The sequence below is a fragment of the Kitasatospora sp. NPDC101108 genome (genome assembly GCF_055584725.1).
The window spans coordinates 167,090-184,169 of sequence record NZ_JBVJLM010000011.1; the positions used below are offsets into that span (position 1 = coordinate 167,090).

General features: G+C 71.9%; 14 protein-coding genes. 13 read left to right on the forward strand and 1 reads right to left on the reverse strand.

What is annotated here, in order from left to right:
* Window positions 1-80: 80 nt before the first annotated feature.
* The 7 genes from ACZ6Z8_RS24000 to ACZ6Z8_RS24030 all read left to right on the forward strand — a co-directional run bounded on the left by ACZ6Z8_RS24000 (window position 81) and on the right by ACZ6Z8_RS24030 (window position 8,121).
* Complete coding sequence (locus tag ACZ6Z8_RS24000; protein ID WP_465612120.1) at window positions 81-1,127, forward strand: YncE family protein; 1,047 nt, start codon at window positions 81-83, stop codon at window positions 1,125-1,127.
* Window positions 1,128-1,319: 192 nt separating this feature from the next.
* On the forward strand, window positions 1,320-1,928 hold the full coding sequence (locus ACZ6Z8_RS24005; RefSeq protein WP_465612121.1) for a hypothetical protein: 609 nt from the start codon (window positions 1,320-1,322) through the stop codon (window positions 1,926-1,928).
* A gap of 73 nt (window positions 1,929-2,001) precedes the next feature.
* The gene (locus ACZ6Z8_RS24010) at window positions 2,002-2,838 is read left to right on the forward strand and encodes a hypothetical protein (protein WP_465612122.1); all 837 of its coding nucleotides are present in this window, start codon (window positions 2,002-2,004) and stop codon (window positions 2,836-2,838) included.
* Between the two features lie 89 nt (window positions 2,839-2,927).
* Window positions 2,928-3,329, forward strand: a complete 402-nt coding sequence (locus tag ACZ6Z8_RS24015) for a YccF domain-containing protein (RefSeq protein WP_465612123.1) — start codon at window positions 2,928-2,930, stop codon at window positions 3,327-3,329.
* Window positions 3,330-3,587: 258 nt separating this feature from the next.
* On the forward strand, window positions 3,588-5,009 hold the full coding sequence (locus ACZ6Z8_RS24020) for a phytoene desaturase family protein (protein ID WP_465612124.1): 1,422 nt from the start codon (window positions 3,588-3,590) through the stop codon (window positions 5,007-5,009).
* A 163-nt stretch (window positions 5,010-5,172) separates the two neighbouring features.
* Window positions 5,173-6,495 carry a histidine--tRNA ligase gene (hisS, locus tag ACZ6Z8_RS24025; protein ID WP_402816542.1) on the forward strand — a complete coding sequence of 441 codons (1,323 nt, stop codon included), beginning with the start codon at window positions 5,173-5,175 and terminating at the stop codon, window positions 6,493-6,495.
* A gap of 255 nt (window positions 6,496-6,750) precedes the next feature.
* Window positions 6,751-8,121, forward strand: a complete 1,371-nt coding sequence (locus tag ACZ6Z8_RS24030) for an aminotransferase-like domain-containing protein (RefSeq protein ID WP_465612125.1) — start codon at window positions 6,751-6,753, stop codon at window positions 8,119-8,121.
* On the opposite strand, the gene ACZ6Z8_RS24035 is transcribed toward ACZ6Z8_RS24030, so the two are convergent.
* Window positions 8,122-9,147 carry a helix-turn-helix transcriptional regulator gene (locus ACZ6Z8_RS24035; protein ID WP_465612126.1) on the reverse strand — a complete coding sequence of 342 codons (1,026 nt, stop codon included), beginning with the start codon at window positions 9,145-9,147 and terminating at the stop codon, window positions 8,122-8,124.
* A gap of 531 nt (window positions 9,148-9,678) precedes the next feature.
* On the opposite strand from ACZ6Z8_RS24035, the gene ACZ6Z8_RS24040 reads away from it, so the two are divergent.
* The 6 genes from ACZ6Z8_RS24040 (at window position 9,679) to ACZ6Z8_RS24065 (ending at window position 17,080) form a co-directional block, all read left to right on the forward strand.
* A complete protein-coding gene (locus ACZ6Z8_RS24040) occupies window positions 9,679-11,031 on the forward strand; it encodes an MFS transporter (RefSeq protein ID WP_465612127.1) in 1,353 nt (450 codons plus the stop codon).
* 15 nt (window positions 11,032-11,046) lie between these two features.
* On the forward strand, window positions 11,047-12,264 hold the full coding sequence (locus tag ACZ6Z8_RS24045; RefSeq protein ID WP_465612128.1) for an ATP-grasp domain-containing protein: 1,218 nt from the start codon (window positions 11,047-11,049) through the stop codon (window positions 12,262-12,264).
* Between the two features lie 74 nt (window positions 12,265-12,338).
* Window positions 12,339-13,616 (forward strand): ATP-grasp domain-containing protein, encoded by a 1,278-nt coding sequence (locus tag ACZ6Z8_RS24050; RefSeq protein ID WP_465612129.1) that lies wholly within the window; start codon window positions 12,339-12,341, stop codon window positions 13,614-13,616.
* Between the two features lie 117 nt (window positions 13,617-13,733).
* A complete protein-coding gene (locus ACZ6Z8_RS24055; RefSeq protein ID WP_465612130.1) occupies window positions 13,734-14,552 on the forward strand; it encodes a class I SAM-dependent methyltransferase in 819 nt (272 codons plus the stop codon).
* Window positions 14,553-14,561: 9 nt separating this feature from the next.
* Entirely contained in the window at window positions 14,562-15,581 is a 1,020-nt protein-coding gene (locus ACZ6Z8_RS24060) for a S66 peptidase family protein (RefSeq protein ID WP_465612131.1), read from the forward strand.
* Between the two features lie 131 nt (window positions 15,582-15,712).
* Complete coding sequence (locus ACZ6Z8_RS24065) at window positions 15,713-17,080, forward strand: histidine--tRNA ligase (RefSeq protein ID WP_465612132.1); 1,368 nt, start codon at window positions 15,713-15,715, stop codon at window positions 17,078-17,080.

The following is a 17,080-nucleotide window of genomic DNA, read 5'->3' on the forward strand; positions in this document are numbered from 1 at the left end:
ATTGTTCGGCCGCTGCGGGGTGCGGAGAGTGGAACCGTCCGAACCGTTCCCGCGACACGTCATCACTTTCAGGAGCCCACGTGCCGAACGACCTGCGTTCCCACCTCACCGGCGACGTCCTCGCCGTCGTCAGCCAGAGCGGCGCGACCGTCTCGTTCTTCGACGCCGCCACCGACGCCCTGCTCGACACCCTCGAAGTCGCCGCCGAGCCGCACGAGTTGTGCTTCGACCCGACCCGACGCCTGCTCTGGTGCACCACCGCCTACCACTCCGGCTACTACCACGCCCACAGCGGCCGCAGCACCAAGCTGACCGTCATCGACGCCGACACCCGCCGGATCGTCGAGGTGATCGACCTGGCCCCCGAGCACGGCCCGCACGGGCTGGCGCTGGACCTCGACCGCGACCGGCTCTACGTCAGCGTCGAGACCTCGGCGGACCGCCCGGGCGGGGTGGTGGTCATCGACCTCACGACCCGCCGCCCGCTGGGCCGGATCGACACCGACGCCCCCGGCCCGCACTGGTTCGCCATCTCCCCGGACGGGCGCACCGGTTACGCCACCAACAAGGAGGCGCCGTTCGTCTCCGTGGTGGACCTCGGTCGCGGCGTGCTGACCGCCAAGGTGGAGGTCCCCGGCAGCGAGGGCCTCGCCGTCTCCCCCGACGGCGCCCGGGTGTACGTGGCCGCGCCCTACCTCGGCTTCGCCGGGAAGCCGGACGCCGAGCCCGGCATCCACGTCATCGACACCCGTAGCGGCTCCGTGGTCGAGGTGCTGCCCACCGGGTCCCCCGTCATCCCGGTCCACCTGACCTCCACCGGCCGACTGCTGACGGGCGGGATCAGCGCCACCCCCGGCACCGACTCACCCCTCGGCCACCAGGCCCCCGGCCGGCTGACCGTCTTCTCCGCCGCCACCCACCGGCCGCTCGGCTCCGTCGAGGTGGGCCGGTTCCCGCTGACCATCACCTCCTCCCCCGACGGCCGCTTCGGCTACGTCTCCTCCGTCGTCTCCTCCACCGTGGACGTCGTCGACCTCACGACCCTGACCCCCGTCAGCCGCCTCACCGTCCCCAAGCGCACCGAGGCGGGCGCCCACGGTCTGGCCTACCTCCCGCGCCGGGCCTGACACCACCGGGCTCCGGGCGCCGACCGCGCCCGGAGCCCTTGCGTGCCCGAAGCCCTGCCGTGCCCGAAGCCCTGCCCGCGCCCGAAGCCCTGCCCGCGCCCGAAGCCCTGCCCGCGCCCCGAGTCTTGTCGCCGCCCGGAGCGGAGAGCATCCTGAGGCACACCCGTTGTTCCGGGGGTGGGGGGAGGCACGATGAGACGCGGCTTCGGCGTGCTCTGCTCGACGCTGGCGCTGCTGGCGGCGCTGACCGCGGCTACCGGGTGCGAGCCGGTCGTCGACTCCGGCGCGTTCCGGCCCCCGGTGCTCAACCCCGAACCCGCCCCGTCGTCCGCCCAGTGGATCGTGGACCTCGTCGCCGGGCTCAACACCCCACCCCGGTGCCCGAAGCCCACGCTGCCGACCCTCGCGGTCCTCGACACCGACGGCCGGAACCGGGCGGTCGCCTTCTGGCTGGTCGACCACCTCGACGTCTGCTACGCCGTCATCAACCACCGGGGCGAGACACCCACGACCATCTGGTTCTCCCCCGTCGAGGATCTCGTCGCGCGCACCCCCATGCCCGCCGACACCACGCCGGGCGTCGACTCCTACGCCTTCACCGCCTACCGCGGCCGGGTCGACGACATCCAGGTCACCGGCGACCCCGACCACCTCGTCAGCCCCGTCCACCACCTCACCGTCGACCTCGGCATCGGCGACCTCGTCACCTTCGCCGCCTACCACTACCGCATCCCAGCGACCGGCAAGCCGCTCACCCTCACCCTCTGCACCCCGACCGCCCCCTGCCGCGACGCCCACTGACCCGGCCCCTCCGTGACCGAGCCGCTTCCGAGATTTGTCGCGGTCAGACTTCTGGGCAAAGCTGGAGGTGGCTATGAACAAGAGCGAAAAAATCATTTCCCACGCCAGGAAGGGCAACTTCCTTGCCGACCTTCCGTATCTGCTGGAGATCGCGTCCAGGAAGGGCGGGGCTCGGGGGCCGGTGTGGGAGGCCGCGGCCGCGGCGGTGCAGATCCTCTTCTGGACGGGAGAGTTCGCCCGGGCCGCCGATCTGACGCAGAGTTTGATCGAGCGCGATGGCCCGCTCGGAGGAGAGCTGTGCGATCAGTCCACTCCCTTCCGGTCGGCGCTTCTCGCGGGCCAGCTCTACGCGGATGAGCCGGCTGCGCCCCGGCTGGCTGCCTGCGTCGAGCGAATCCCCGACGGCCGCTACCTGCGGAGGGACCTCGAATGGCTCTCCCAGGAACTGCCCCGGCAGGGCGTCGAACCCCTTCTTCCGTGCCACAGCGACTGGGGTGGTGCAGTTCGCCCGCTGGACGGCGTCATCGGGGCGGGGCTCATCGAGCGGAACCACCAGGAACTCGACAGGTCGCAGCGACGGCTGGTGTGGGAGGCGCTGTCCGAGACCAACGACTTCGGGCGGGCGCACCAACTGCTCACCGACACGGGAGATGAGCCCGAGCAGTACTCCGTCTGCCTCTGGATGGCGGGGTGGTACGCGACTCGCGGCGAGGTCGAGCACGGTGAGCGGATGCTGCTGGCCGCGCACGGCCGGTGGTGGCCTTTTGCCACGTGGGACGCCATCCCGGATGCGCCCGTTCTCCAGCCGATCCTTCGTTCGCTCGTCACCGACAAGGTGCGTGACCACTACCTCACCCGGCCGATCGGCCCAGAAGCTCTACCCTCGCCCGCAACCCGAATCGATCCCTGACGAGCGTCCCCTAGGGGAGTGGACACGCCCGGCCGCGGGCAAGGCACGGTCGTAGCTGTGAGTCCGTCGAACATGAGAAGGTACGCCCCATGAAGGTCATCGACTTCGTTCTCAATGTCATCTGGTTGATTTTCTGTGGCATTTGGATGGCCATCGGGTACGCCATCGCCGGCATCATCTGCTGCGTGCTGATCGTGACCATCCCGTTCGGGATCGCGTCGTTCCGGATCGCCGGCTTCATACTGTGGCCGTTCGGGCGGACCACCGTCGAGCGCCGGGACGCCGGGGCGGCGTCCTGCATCGGCAACGTGATCTGGGTCGTCTTCGCCGGGTGGTGGCTGGCGCTCGCGCACCTGCTGACCAGCATCCCGCTGTTCCTGTCGATCATCGGGATCCCGTTCGGCTGGGCCAACCTCAAGATGATCCCGATCTCGCTGATGCCGCTCGGCCGCGAGGTCGTGTCCACCGACCGGCGGTGGGGCACCTACTAGCTCGGAGACCAGCTGGACGGGCTGTGGCGCGACGAGGACTTCAAGGGCCGGTACCCGCGCGATGGACGCCCAGTACCTCGACCGCCCCCCGCTGCACCAGCTCCAGTGTCCACGTCCGAACCGAACGACGCCCCCCGGCCGAAGGCCTGGCGAAGCCATGGCACTTGAGCCCGATCGTCCAAGAGCACCGACACAGAGTCGGGCTAAGGTGCCGTTGGGGGGGAAGCGCCGACCGGCGCGGGACGGGGAGTGGCGGCGATGACGAGGGCTGTGGTGGTCGGCAGCGGGCCCAACGGGCTCGCCGCGGCGATCCGGCTCGCCCAGCGGGGCGTGACGGTGCGGGTGTTGGAGGCGCGGGGCACGATCGGGGGCGGTACCCGGTCCGGTGAGCGGACGCTGCCCGGGCTGCTCCACGACGACTGCTCCGCGATCCACCCCACCGGTGTCGCCTCCCCGTTCCTGCGAACGCTGGGACTGGAGGCGTACGGGCTGTGCTGGCGGTGGCCGAGCGCGGAGCTGGCGCACCCGCTGGACTCGGGGGCCGCAGGGGTGCTGTGGCGCGACGTGGACCGGACGGCCGCTGACCTGCCGCGGGCCGACGGCCGGGCGTGGCGGCGGGTGTTCGGCCCGATGTCCCGGCGTTTCGACCGGCTCGCCGAGGACGTCCTCGGGCCCCCGCTCCAGGTCCCGGCCGCACCGCTGGCCTTCGCCGGGTTCGGCGCCCGGGCCGTGCTGCCCGCGTCCTGGACCGCGCGGTGGTGGCGCGGCGAGCAGGCCCGGGCGCTGTTCGGGGGCGTGGCGGCCCACGCGTTCAGCTCGCTCCGCACGCCGTTCAGCAGTGCCGTCGGCCTCCTGCTGACCGCCGCCGGCCACGCCCACGGCTGGCCGGTGGCCGAGGGCGGCTCGCAGGCGGTCACCACCGCGATGGCGCGGCTGCTCGGGCGGCTCGGCGGCACCGTGGAGACGGGCGTGGAGGTCGCCGACCTCGACCAGCTCGACCGGCCGGACCTGGTGCTGCTCGATGTCGGCCCGCACGCCGCCGCCCGGATCCTCGGCGACCGGCTGCCGCGGCGGACCGCGCGCGCCTACCGCCGGTACCGGTACGGGCCGGCGGCGTTCAAGGTGGACCTGGCGGTCGAGGGCGGCGTTCCGTGGACCAACGAGCACTGCCGCTCGGCGGGGACGGTCCACCTCGGCGGCACCTTCGAGGAGATCGCGGCCGCCGAGGAGGCGACCGTGCGCGGCAGGATGCCCGGTCGGCCGTTCGTGCTGGTCGGCCAGCAGTACCTGGCCGACCCGTCCCGCTCGGCCGGCGACCTGCACCCGGTCTACGCGTACGCCCACGTCCCGCACGGCTACCGGGGCGACGCCACCGAAGCGGTCCTCGACCAGATCGAGCGGTTCGCCCCCGGGTTCCGGGCGCGGGTGCGCGCCCGGTCCGTCCGGACGGTGGAGCGGCTGGCGACGGACAACGCCAACCAGGTCGGCGGGGACATCGTGGGGGGCGCCAACTCCGTGGGCCAGCTGCTGCTGCGGCCCCGCCCCGCGGTGGACCCGTACGCGACCGGGGTGCCCGGCGTGTACCTGTGCTCCGCCGCGACCCCGCCGGGCGCGGGGGTGCACGGGATGGCCGGCTTCCACGCGGCGGAGTCGGCCCTGCGGTACCTGGCGGCGCGCTGACGGACCGGGGCGGCGGCCCGTCGCCGGGAGCGGCCGTCCGGGACAAAGGCGATGAACCGGGGCCGGGCTTGCACGTACCATGATCTGGTCCATGCAGCAGGGCCAGTTGACGCGGCATCAGCGCCGCCGGGCCCTCCCAGGTGTCGAGGAGAGAGCAGCGCACATGACCGACCAGCAGGTTGTCCGACCGGCGGCCATCAGTGGATTTCCCGAGTGGCTCCCTGAGGTGCGGCTCGTCGAGCAGCATTGGCTCGACGTCATCCGGGCGGGCTTCGAGCGGTACGGCTTCTGCTCCGTCGAGACCCCGTCCGTGGAATCCCTCGACGTACTGATGGCCAAGGGCGAGACCTCGCAGGAGGTCTACACGCTGCGCCGCCTCCAGGAGGATCCGAACGACGCGTCGGACGCCAAGCTGGGCCTGCACTTCGACCTGACGGTGCCGTTCGCGCGCTACGTCGCCCAGCACTTCAACGACCTCGTGTTCCCGTTCAAGCGCTACCAGATCCAGCGGGTCTGGCGGGGCGAGCGCGCCCAGGAGGGCCGCTTCCGCGAGTTCACCCAGTGCGACATCGACGTCATCAACGTCGACCGGGTGCCGCTGCACTTCGACGCCGAGCTGCCCCGGATCATCCACGAGGTGATGACCGAGCTCGACCTCCCGGCGTGGACCATCAACGTCAACAACCGGAAGGTCCTGCAGGGCTTCTACCAGGGCCTGGGCGTGGACGACCCGCTGGAGGTGATCCGGACCGTCGACAAGCTCGACAAGATCGGCGTGTCCGGGGTGAGCGAGCTGCTCTCCCGGAAGGTCGGGCTGACGGACCGACAGGTCGGGGCGTGCATGGAGCTCGCGGGCCTGCGCGGCACCGACGCGTCCGTGGTCGAGGACATCACCGGCATCGGCGTCCGCTCGGAGCTGCTGTCCGAGGGGCTGGACGAACTGGCCTTCGTGCTGGACTCGTTGAGCGACCTGCCGACCGGGAGCCTGGTGGCGGACCTGTCCATCGCCCGCGGCCTGGACTACTACACCGGTACGGTCTACGAGGGCAAGTTCACCGACTGGCCGGGCTACGGCAGCATCTGCTCCGGCGGCCGCTACGAGAACCTGGCCGGCTCCTTCATCCGCCGGAACCTGCCCGGCATCGGCATGTCCATCGGGCTGACCCGGATCTTCGCCAAGCTCCTGGCCGAGGGGCTGCTGCCCACCGGTCCGACCTGCCCGAGCGACCTGCTGATGGTGCTCCCGGAGGACGGCGAGCGCGCTTCCGCGGCTGCGGCGACCGCCGGGCTGCTGCGCCGGCGCGGCCTGAAGGTGGAGCTCTACCACCAGCCCGACAAGGTGGCGAAGCAGGTGCGCTACGCCTCCCGCAAGGGCATCCCGTACGTCTGGTTCCCGCCGCTCGGCGACGGCCGGGAGCACGAGGTCAAGGACCTGGTCACCGGAGACCAGTCGGCGGCCGACCCGGAGACCTGGCGGCGCCCCTGAGGGAAGCCGCCGCGCGCGACCGCGCGGGGCGGGACGATGACCGGTGAAGGGCCCGGCGGGCACGGCGACGGCCGCCCGCCGGGCCCGTCGCCGTCCCGAGGACCGAGACGGCGGGTCCGGTTGGCTCGTACCGGACATGGCGACCAGCGGACGGCCGGGGATCTTGAGGCCGCCGAGCCGTTGCGCACACGATGGGAACCGGGCGGGAGACCGTCCGGCACCCGTACGGCACCGGTTCGACGAGACGGAGTTCCCATGGCCACCGCGCCCCACCCGAGCGAGGACGGAGCCCGCGCGGCCGTCGCGTCGGCGCGCCCGCCGCGGATCGAGGCCGCGGGGCTCCACGAGTCCGTCGGGGATCCGGTGCTGACCTCCATGACGTTGCTGAACGAGATCGCCGGTCGCTTCCCGGACGCGGTCTCCTTCGCGGCGGGCCGCCCGTACGAGGGCTTCTACGACACCCGTGCGCTGGCCGGGTACCTGCGCACCTTCGAGGACTACCTGCGGTGGGAGGCCGGGTTGACGGACCAGGAGGTCACCCGGGCGTTCTTCCAGTACGGCAGGACCAAGGGCGTCATCCACGAGCTGATAGCCCGGCACCTGGCGAACGACGAGGGCCTGCGGGCCGATCCCGAGGACATCCTGGTGACCACCGGGTGCCAGGAGGCCATGGTGCTCGTGCTGCGGGCGCTGTGCCGGGACCGGCGCGACGTGGTGCTCACCTCCTACCCGTCCTACGTGGGGTTCCTGGGGGCCGCCCGGCTGGTGGGCATGCCCGTGCACGGGGTCCGCGAGGGCGCCACCGGCATCGACGTCGATGACCTCACCGCCCGGATCAGGCGGGCCCGCGCGAAGGGCCTGCGGCCCCGCGCGTGCTACGTCGTCCCGGACTTCGCCAACCCCAGCGGCGCCACGATGACCACGGCGGACCGGCGGCGGTTGCTGGAGGTGGCGGCGCAGGAGGACATCCTGCTCCTGGAGGACAACCCGTACTCGATGTTCCGCCTCGCGGGGTCGCGCCCGCCGACGCTGAAGTCCCTGGACCGCGACGGGCGCGTGGTGTACCTCGGGTCGTTCGCCAAGACGGCCTTCGCCGGTGCCCGGATCGGCTACGTCGTGGCGGAACAGCCGGTGGCGGACGGCTCGGGCGGCAGCACACGGTTCGTGGACGAGCTCGCGAAGCTCAAGAGCATGCTCACCCTCAACACCTCCACCGTCGCCCAGGCCGTCATCGGCGGCTACCTGCTGGAGCACGGGTGCAGCGTGGAGAAGGCCTCCGTCCGGGAGGCCGCCGTGTACCGGGAGAACCTCCGGCACCTGCTGGGCGGCCTCACCGAACGGTTCGGCGAGGGCGGCGCGGACGGGGCGGCCGGGGCGGCCGGGACGGTCAGCTGGAACACCCCGAACGGGGGGATGTTCGCCGTGCTGAGCGTCCCGTTCCGCGCGGACCGGGCCATGTTGGAGTACTCCGCGAGCCGCTTCGGGGTGCTGTGGACGCCGATGGAGCACTTCTACGCGGGCACCGGCGGTCAGCGGCAGCTCCGGCTCTCCTACAGCGTGCTGTCCCCGGAGCGGATCAGCACCGGCCTGGACCGGCTGGCCGCCCTGGTCCGCGACCGCGCCTGATCAACCGGCCAGCTGCCGGTCGCGGATGTCGCCCAGGTCGAGCACGCCCGACTCGGAGAGCTTGACGGCCGCCTGGAACCGCGTCTGGACCCGCAGCCGGTCCAGGAGCTGGGACACCTTGCGGCTCAGCGTCCGTGTGGAGATGCCGAGTTGGCGGGCGATCGCCTCGTCCTTCGAGCCCATCGCCATCATGTGGACGACCATCCGTTCCGAGGGGCTGAGCATCTCGCCGACGCCGTCCGACCCGTCGGCCGAGGTCAGCGGCGCGGCGACGGCCCAGTGGAAGCCGAAGATGGCCCGCAGCGCCGCGACGACCTGGCGGCTGCGCACCGCGAAGGCGCCGCGCGCCGTCTGCTGCGGATCCATCGGCAGGATGGCGACGTCGTCGTCGATGACGATCATGCGCAGCGGTACCGCCGGGGCGACCCGGATCTCGGCGCCGTGGCGGGACACCTCGGTGAGGTACTCCCCGAGATGGGGCACCGCCACCAGGTGGTGGGCGTAGATGGCCTCCAGGCGGACGCCCTGGGAGAGCGCCGCGAGGTCGCGGTGGATCATCTCGTCGAGCAGTTCCACCGGCGGCACGCCGCCCGGGTGCATGGCCTGTTCCCGGACGCGGGCGTCCAGGGCCCGTTCCTCGATGTACTCGTTGACCGCCGAGGCGGTCGGCAGCATGTCGATGGTCGCGCCCTCGGACGGACCGGACTGCGGGGGGAACTCCCGCAGGAGGGAGAGGATCTGTTCCTGCCGGTACGACCACTCCCGCATCCAGCTTTCGGCGAGTTCGCGTTCCAGGGACACCAGGCGCGAGAGGGCGTGGCCCGGCCGCACGACCTGGTGGCCCGACGGTTGCAGCGGGGCCGGCAGCAGGAGGCCCATTTCCTTCAGGCGCCCGACGGCCTGTTCGGCTTCGAGCGGTGAACACCCCATCTCCGCGGCGATGTCCTCCGGATCCCAGGAACATCGGTCCTGGGCCGTGTGGTACAGCCGCTGGACCAGGTCTGTGGAATCGATTCCGGTTGTCACGAAGCAGTCCCCCATGAATGTCGTTCCCCCGGCCAGGGCGGACCCTGGCGGTCTTCTGACACTACACGACCTTTACGACGGGGCCGCCGGGTTTACCGCCCGGGAACTATACGGAACCATTCCTTCCACCCGGTCTCCGCTTTCCCAGTTAGTTGAGATTTTGACTGGCTCGCAGCCAATTCATCCGGCACCCCGGCTCGACCCATCGGGCGACCCGGGGCGCCGGCCCACAGCGGCCTCACCGGGTCGACAACCCCGCCTACGGGCGGATCGGCCGCACGCCGTCTCAGATGTTGAGACGGCCGATGCGGCTGTCTTCATCCCGTCAAGGCGAGCGGACGAAGCCGGGAACGCTGGACCGGCACCCCCGCGCCGGGAAATGATCTGAATAGCGGGTGAGCCGGTCACGGGGGCCCAGGAATCCCGCCGGACGGAAAGGGGGAATCGTGGAGAAGCTCATCAACGGATGGTGGTGACGAATTCACGGGAAAGCGTCGGGACGCTCTCTGGAATTGATCGGACGGAGGACCGGTGACAGCGCGTCTGGGAAAGCGGTACTGGCTTCTCTGGTCGTCCTCCAGCCTGGCCGCGCTGGGCGACGGGATGCGACTGGTGGCACTGCCGCTGCTCGCGTACTCCGTCACCGACGACCCGGGGAACATCACCCTGATCATGGTCTTCGCCTCACTGCCCGGACTGCTCGTCGGCCCCCTGGCCGGCGTGCTCGTCGACCGGCTCGACCGCCGACGGGTCATCGCCGCCGCCAACCTGCTGCGGGCCGTCCCGGTCCTGGTGTTCGCCGCTTTCGTCCAGTCCGGCGACGTCCGGCTCCCGCTCGTCTACGCCCTGGCGCTGCTGCTTCCGGTCTTCGAGGTCATGGTGGACAGCGCGGTGCAACCGCTGATGTCGGAGCTGCTGCCGGAAGCCCTCCTGGAAAAGGGCAACTCACGGATCTTCATTGCCCGGATGCTCGCCCAGGACGTCCTGGGATCGCCCGTCGCCGGAGCACTGATGGCGGTCTCCGCCAGCCTGCCGTTCCTGGTCAACGGCGCGACGTTCCTCGGCGCGACGGTCCTCGTCCTGCTGCTCGGCGCCCGGTCGGCGGTCCGCGGACCGCTGCCGGCGGCCGTGGCGGCCCCGGGACGGGACGCGCCGGACCGCGGTGCGGCCAGGGTCTGGCGGGACCTCAAGGAGGGCATGGCGGCCATCTGGCACACGCCCATGCTCCGCACCATCGCCCTGACCTCGGCCGTACTGAACTTCGTCCTGCTCGTCGGCTCCTCGCTGCTGGTGATCTACGCCAAGGAGGACCTGCGGCTCACCGACACCCAGTTCGCGCTGCTGTTCTCGGCGGCCGCCGTGGGCAGCGCCCTGGGCGGATGGGCGGCGCCGCACATCGTCGAGCGGCTCGGCACCAGGCTGACCATGACCGTCGGACTGGTCGCGATCGGCGCCTCCCGGGCGGGCTTCGGCCTCGCCCACGGCTTCTGGAGCGCGATCACCGCGTTCTTCGCCATCGGCACGGCCTGGTTCGTCTTCGGCGTGGCCGTCACCTCCTACATGCAGCGGGCCACCCCCAACTCCCTGGTCGGACGGGTGTACGCGACGAGCCAGGCGCTGAGCTACGGCGCAGCCGTTCTCGCCGCCCTCACCGCCGGCGCACTGGCCCGCGTCACCAGCGTCCGCAGCATCATGCTGATCGGCGGCCTGGCCGCGATCGCCTGCGGCCTGGTGGCCTGGCGCACCACCTCCCCCGGGCCGGACCGGGACGGCCGGCCCGCCGCCCAGGACCAGGGCAACGGGCCCGCGGCGGTGGGGCCAAACGCGGACCGGGCGGAACGCCCGGCGCTCGCGGACGACTTGAACACCCAAGCACTCGACTGAAGCAGGGACTGGCCGATGTCAGGATCGTTGGACGTACTCATCCTCTCCAAGAGGTCCGTCGGTGGCGTCCGCCACCTCGCGGAACTGCTCCGGAAGTCGGGCCGCCGGCCCGTCCTGGTCTCGGAGAACCCGGAGGACATGAACCGCGGGGCCTGCGACGCCCACGTGGTGGTCGACTGGAACGCCGACGACCCGGAGCGGGCGGTCGCCGCGATCGACGCGGCTGGCGTGGTGCCGACCGCCGTGGTCAACCTGGTCGACCCGCTGGTGCAGTGGCAGGCGCGGCTCGCCCGGCACTACGGCCTGCCCGGCGGCGAGCCGGCCCGGGAGGTCCTGGTGAGCAAGGCCCGGGTCCGGGAGGAGATGCGCCGCCTCGGCCTCTCCGACCTCTGGTTCGGTCACGGCGCGGCGGGCTCCTACCCCGTCGCGGAGGTCCCGGCGTACCCCGTGATCGTCAAGCCGTGCACCGATTCCGGGGCCTCGCGGCTGGTGCGGCGCGCCGACGACGCGGAGCAGCTCCGGGCGGCCCTGCGGGACATCGGCACGAGCGCCGGAGCCGGGTTCGAGGTGATCGTGGAGGAGTACGTGGACGGCACCGAGGTCTCGATCGACGGGCCGCTGATCGACGGCCGGTTCCACGGCCTGCTCCACGTCGAGAAGAGCGGGCGGGACGAGGTCCGCAACCACGACGTCGGCGTCCTCCACTCGCCGGTGCGCGGCGAGCGGCTCACCCGGGGCGTCGAGCTGGTGGAGCGCCGGATCACCGCGTTCTGCACCGCTCTCGGCCTCGACCGGGGCTGGCTGCACGTCGAGGCCCGGATCGCGGCGGACGGGGGCGCGGAGCTGATCGAGATCAACCCGCGGGTCGCCGGCGGCATGCACCCCGCCGCGATCACCCGCACCTGCGGTCTCGACGCCGTCGAGGAGATGCTCCTGATGGCGCTCGGCCAGGAGGACCCGGATCGGCTCCGCTCGGCGGCCCGCAACGACGAACTCATCGGGATGGTGCACATCGAGCCCGACCGGATGGGCAAGGTCGTCGACGTGACCCCGCTGGAGCGGATGAAGGAGCTCCCGGGGGTGCTGGACGGCTACGTCTGGGACGACTTCGAGGTCTGGTCCCTGGACAACGAGAACTTCTTCGCCGCGTTCATGGTGACCGGAGGCACGGAGGCGGAGCTCGCCGAGGCCGCGGACCGGGTGCACCGCGAGTTCTCCTTCCGGCTCGGGTGAGCCGGCCGCACCTCCCGCCCGCACCCACCACGCCGCCCGCAGCCGTGCCCGAACCCTCCCAAGGCAGGAGCGCCATGTCAGCAGTGCCCGGACCGCCGCAGATCGTCATCTGCAAGTGGAACGTCCACCTCACCAGGTCCATGCTGGACCTGACCCCCCGTGTCATCGTCATCCTCGACGAGTTCGACACCGACTGCATGAACCCCGACTGGGACCTGCTGGCGAAGGCCGAACGGGTCTACCGGATCAAGGACTTCGACTCGATCGAGGAGATCGCCGCGATCGCCGCGGACCTCGCCCTGCGCGGCGCGGAGATCGACCGCATCGTCAGCTTCACCGAGTTCAGCCAGTTCGGCGCCGGCTACCTCGGGGTCCTGCTCGGGCTGTCGGACGACCCGATGCGGCACGTCGCCTTCCGGGACAAGCGGTTGATGAAGGACCGGGTGCGCCGGGCCGGCGTGCCCGCCGCGGCGTGGCACACCCTGGTGGACCCCTCCGACGAGGCGGACGTCGCCGCCGTCCGCGAGCGACTGGCCTTCCCGGTGGTGGTCAAGCCGGTGGCCGGGTCGGGCGCCATCGGGACGGTCAGGGTCGACCGCCCCGAGGAGCTGGACCGGGTGCTGCGCGGCCTCGAACCCGACCCGCACCTGAAGTCCCACCAGCTCACCGTCGAGGAGTTCGTCTCCGGACGCGAGTACCACGTGGACGCCCTGTGGCGGGACGGCGAGGCCCACTACCTCATCATCAGCGCCTACTACCGGCCGCGGATGGCGGTCCTCGACGACGACCCGGGGGCCGACGACACCCCGCGCGACGGCAGCTACGTCGTCAACGAGGCGGACGCCCCGGACCTCTACCGGCGGATGCGCGAACTGCACCGGAAGGTCAACGGCGCCCTCGGCATCACCGACGGCCCCACCCACCTGGAGGTCTTCGAACGGCCCGACGGCGAGCTGGTCTTCTCCGAGATCGCCTCCCGGATGGCCGGCGCCTGGATCGGAGCCGTGATCAGCGCCTGGCTCGGCTACGAGATCCACGAGGCCATCGCGGCCAGCGCCGTCACCGGCACGATCCCCGTGCCCGCGCCGAGCCGCCCCCACCTCGGCGGACTCCACCTGCGCCCCGAGGGGCCCGGCCGGATCACCGCGATCCCCGAGGAGTCCGAGATGCTCGCCGTCGACGGTGTGCTGCGGGCGCAGCGGCTGCGCGCGGTCGGCGACACCGTCGAGCACGCCCACCCGTCCGAGTGGTGCGCCTTCGTGACCCTGGGGGCCGGGAGCCGCGAGGAGTACGACGCGCTGGCCCGCCGGGTGACCGACCTGCTGCGCGTCGAGGTCGAGCCCCTCGGATGACCCGCGGCCGGCGAACGCCGGCCGCTCCCCGAACCGCTCGCGGCCACCGGCCGCGAGGAAGCCAACCGACGTCCACGGCCGACGAACCACGACGGCCCGACCGGAGGAGAGACACGCATGACCACCGTCAGCGACATCGAGAAGATGAACTACAACCAGCTCATCGGCGTGGTGCGCGAGACCAACCGCCCGCCGGGCGGCATCCGCAGCATCGCTCAGATCGCCACCAACGCCTTCCTCACCAAGGACTCCCACGTCCTGGAGATCGGCACCAGCACCGGCATCACCGCCGTCGAGCTGGCCAAGCTCGTCGGCTGCCGGATCACCGCGATCGACATCAACGAGGAGAGCCTCGTCGAGGCCCGCCGCCGCGCCGAGGAGGCGGGCGTGGCCCACCTCATCACCTTCGAGCGCAAGGACGCCACCGACACCGGCTACCCCTCCGGCGCGTTCGACATGGTGTTCTGCGGGAACGTCACCTCGCTGATCCCGGACCGGGACAAGGCCCTCGCCGAGTACACCCGGGTCCTCAAGACCGGCGGCTTCATCGGCGCGATCCCGATGTACTACATCGACACCCCGTCCGACCAGCTGATCGACGACGTGCGGGCCGCCATCCAGGTGGACATCACCCCGCTCTACCGCGACTTCTGGATCGACTTCTTCGTCGGCGGCGAGCGCCACGCCTACTTCGTCCAGGACTACCGCTTCGACGCCGTCCCCGCCGACGAGGTCGACCGCTTCGTGGACGACATCCTGCGCCGCCCCCACCTCGCCGAACTGCCCGACGACGCCCGCAAGCTGGTCCAGGAGCGCTACCGCGAGTACATGCAGCTGTTCCGGGTGAACCTGAGCCACATGGGCTTCACCACCCTGCTGCTCCGCAAGGAGCCGGCGGACGTCGAGCCCGAGCTGTTCGTCTCGACCGCGGTCTGAGGCACGGCCGTGATCACCTGGCCGTCCCCGCTGACCGACGGCGCGACCCTCGCCGTCTGGGCCCCGAGCTCCCCCGCCCCGGTCGCCTTCCCCAGGCGTTTCGCCCGGGGGGTGGAGAGCCTCGGCTCCGAGGGCTTCACCGTGCGGCCGCTGCCCTCCTGCGAGGCGGCCCGGGGCGTGTCGACCCTGGAACCCGAGGCGCTGGCCGAGGAGTTGCACCGCGCGCTGCTCGACCCGGAGGTCGACGGCGTGATGGCGGCGGTCGGCGGCTGGACCCTGCTCAACGTGCTGCCGCACCTCAACTGGCAGCTGATCGGAGAGGCCGGCAAGCCGCTGATCGGCTACAGCGACCTCACCACCCTGCTCAACTCCGTCTCCCGCCGGTCCCGCCTGGTGGCCTTCCACGGGCCGATGCTGGTGTCCGAGTGGGGCGAGGCGGGCGGGGTCTGGGAGTACACCCGGGAGGAGTTCCGCGCCCTGACCGGCGGCGCGGGGCTCCACCCCGGGCGCCCGGTGGCCGAGCCGCCCGAGTGGTCGGACGAGCTGCTCTGGTGGGACAAGGAGGACACCCGGCCGCGCGCTCCCCGCGAGGGCGAGCGGATCCGGACCGTACGGGCCGGAAGCGCGATCGAGGGAACGCTGTGGGGCGGCTCGCTGTCCGTCCTGTCGCTCACCTGCGGCACCCCGTACGCGGACCCGCCGCAGGACGCGCTGGTCTTCCTGGAGGCCGAGGGCCTCGCACCGGACGAGTTCGCGGCCCGGCTGTGCCAGCTGCGGCTGGCCGGGGTGTTCGACCGGGCGGCCGGCGTGCTGGTCGGGCGGATCGGCGGGGCCCGGGCCTGCCTGAGCGGCTTCACCGGATTCGACGACGTGCTGCGCGACCTGCTGCCCGCGCACCTGCCGATCGCGGCGGGATACCCCTTCGGGCACTCGACGCCCATGCTCACCGTCCCGGTCGGCGGCCGGGCCCGGCTGGACTGCGCGCCGGACGGGCCGCCCCGGCTGACCCTCCTCGCGCCGACCGCCTGACGGACGCCGGCCCGGCCGCCGACGGCTCCGCCGTCCGGCGGCCGGACGGACCCGGCGCCCTCCCGGGTGCCTCGCGGGTTCCCCGGTGCCGAGGGCAACCCGCCTTCACCTACACGAGATTGGATCGCTTCATGAGCACCACGACATCCGGTCGTGACGACGCCCCGGTACGGCAGCTCGACATCTCGATGCCCGGCTTCCCGGAGTCCCTGCCCGCCGACGTGATGTTCGAGCAGGACATCATCCGGACGATCGGGAAGGGCTTCGAGGCCCGGGGCTTCCGGCCGCTGGACTCCGCCTGCATCCAGCGGCAGGAGGTCCTGGTCGCCGGCGGCGCCCAGTACCTCGACGGCGGCATCCCGGAGTTCGCCTTCACCGTCCAGGAGCCGCCGGAGTCCTACACCGGGGCCAACTTCGCCCTGCGCTACGACCTGACCGTCCCGGTCTCGCGCTTCATCGCCGAGCATTCGAGCAAGCTCTCCTTCCCGCTGCACGTCTACCAGATCAACAAGGTCTGGCGGGCGGAGCAGATGCCGACCGCCACCCACTGGCGGGAGTTCTACCAGTGCGACGTGGACGTCATCGGCCAGGGCGAGCTCAGCCTGCTCTACGACGCCGAGATCGCCAACGCCCTGGTGGGGGCCTTCCGCAACATCGGCGTGGACGGCTTCACCGTCCGCATCTCCAACCGCAAGGTGCTCGCGGCCCTGCTGGACAGCCACGGCGTGCGGGTCCACCGGGCCCGGGCCATCGTGCAGATCCTCGACAAGGGCAACCGCCAGCCCGTCGAGGAGACGGTGAACCAGCTGGTCGCCTCCGGCATCCCCGAGCACGTCGCCGCGGACCTCGGCCGGCTGGTCTCCTCGCCGACCCTCTCGGACGCCCGGGACCTGCTCAAGCTCCGGGGCGCCGACCAGGTCGGGATCGAGGAGCTGGACACCGTGATCAGCGCCGCCCACGACCTCGGCGTGCCGGAGGACCACCTGGTGCTCGACTTCTCGATCACGCGGGGCCACGACTACTACACCGGAACCGTCTTCGAGACCTTCGCCACCGGGCGCGAGCACTGGGGTGCGATCGGCGCGGGCGGCCGTTACCAGGACCTGCTGAAGCACGTGAACGGGAGCAGCTACCCGGGCGTCGGCATGTCGGTCGGTCTCGCGCGGCTGATGGGCCTGCTGCGCGAGGACGGGGTGCGCAAGCAGCAGGGCCTGCGGCACGAGGCCGTCACCGTCGTCCGCCGCGAGGACGGCGACGCCCAGGCTGTGACCGGGACCGTGCGGCGGCTGCGCGAGGCCGGCCTGTCCGTGCAGGCGGTCTTCGACCCGGTCGGCGCGGACAAGGCGCTGAGCATCGCGACGGAGGCGGAGGTGGGCTTCCTCGTCTCCCTCCAGGCCGCCGGTTCCGCGACGGTGCGGGACATGGCCTCCGGGAACGAGCGCGGCGTGCCGGTCGAGGGTGTCCCGGACGCGATCGCCGAGCTGCGCCGGGCCGGCTGA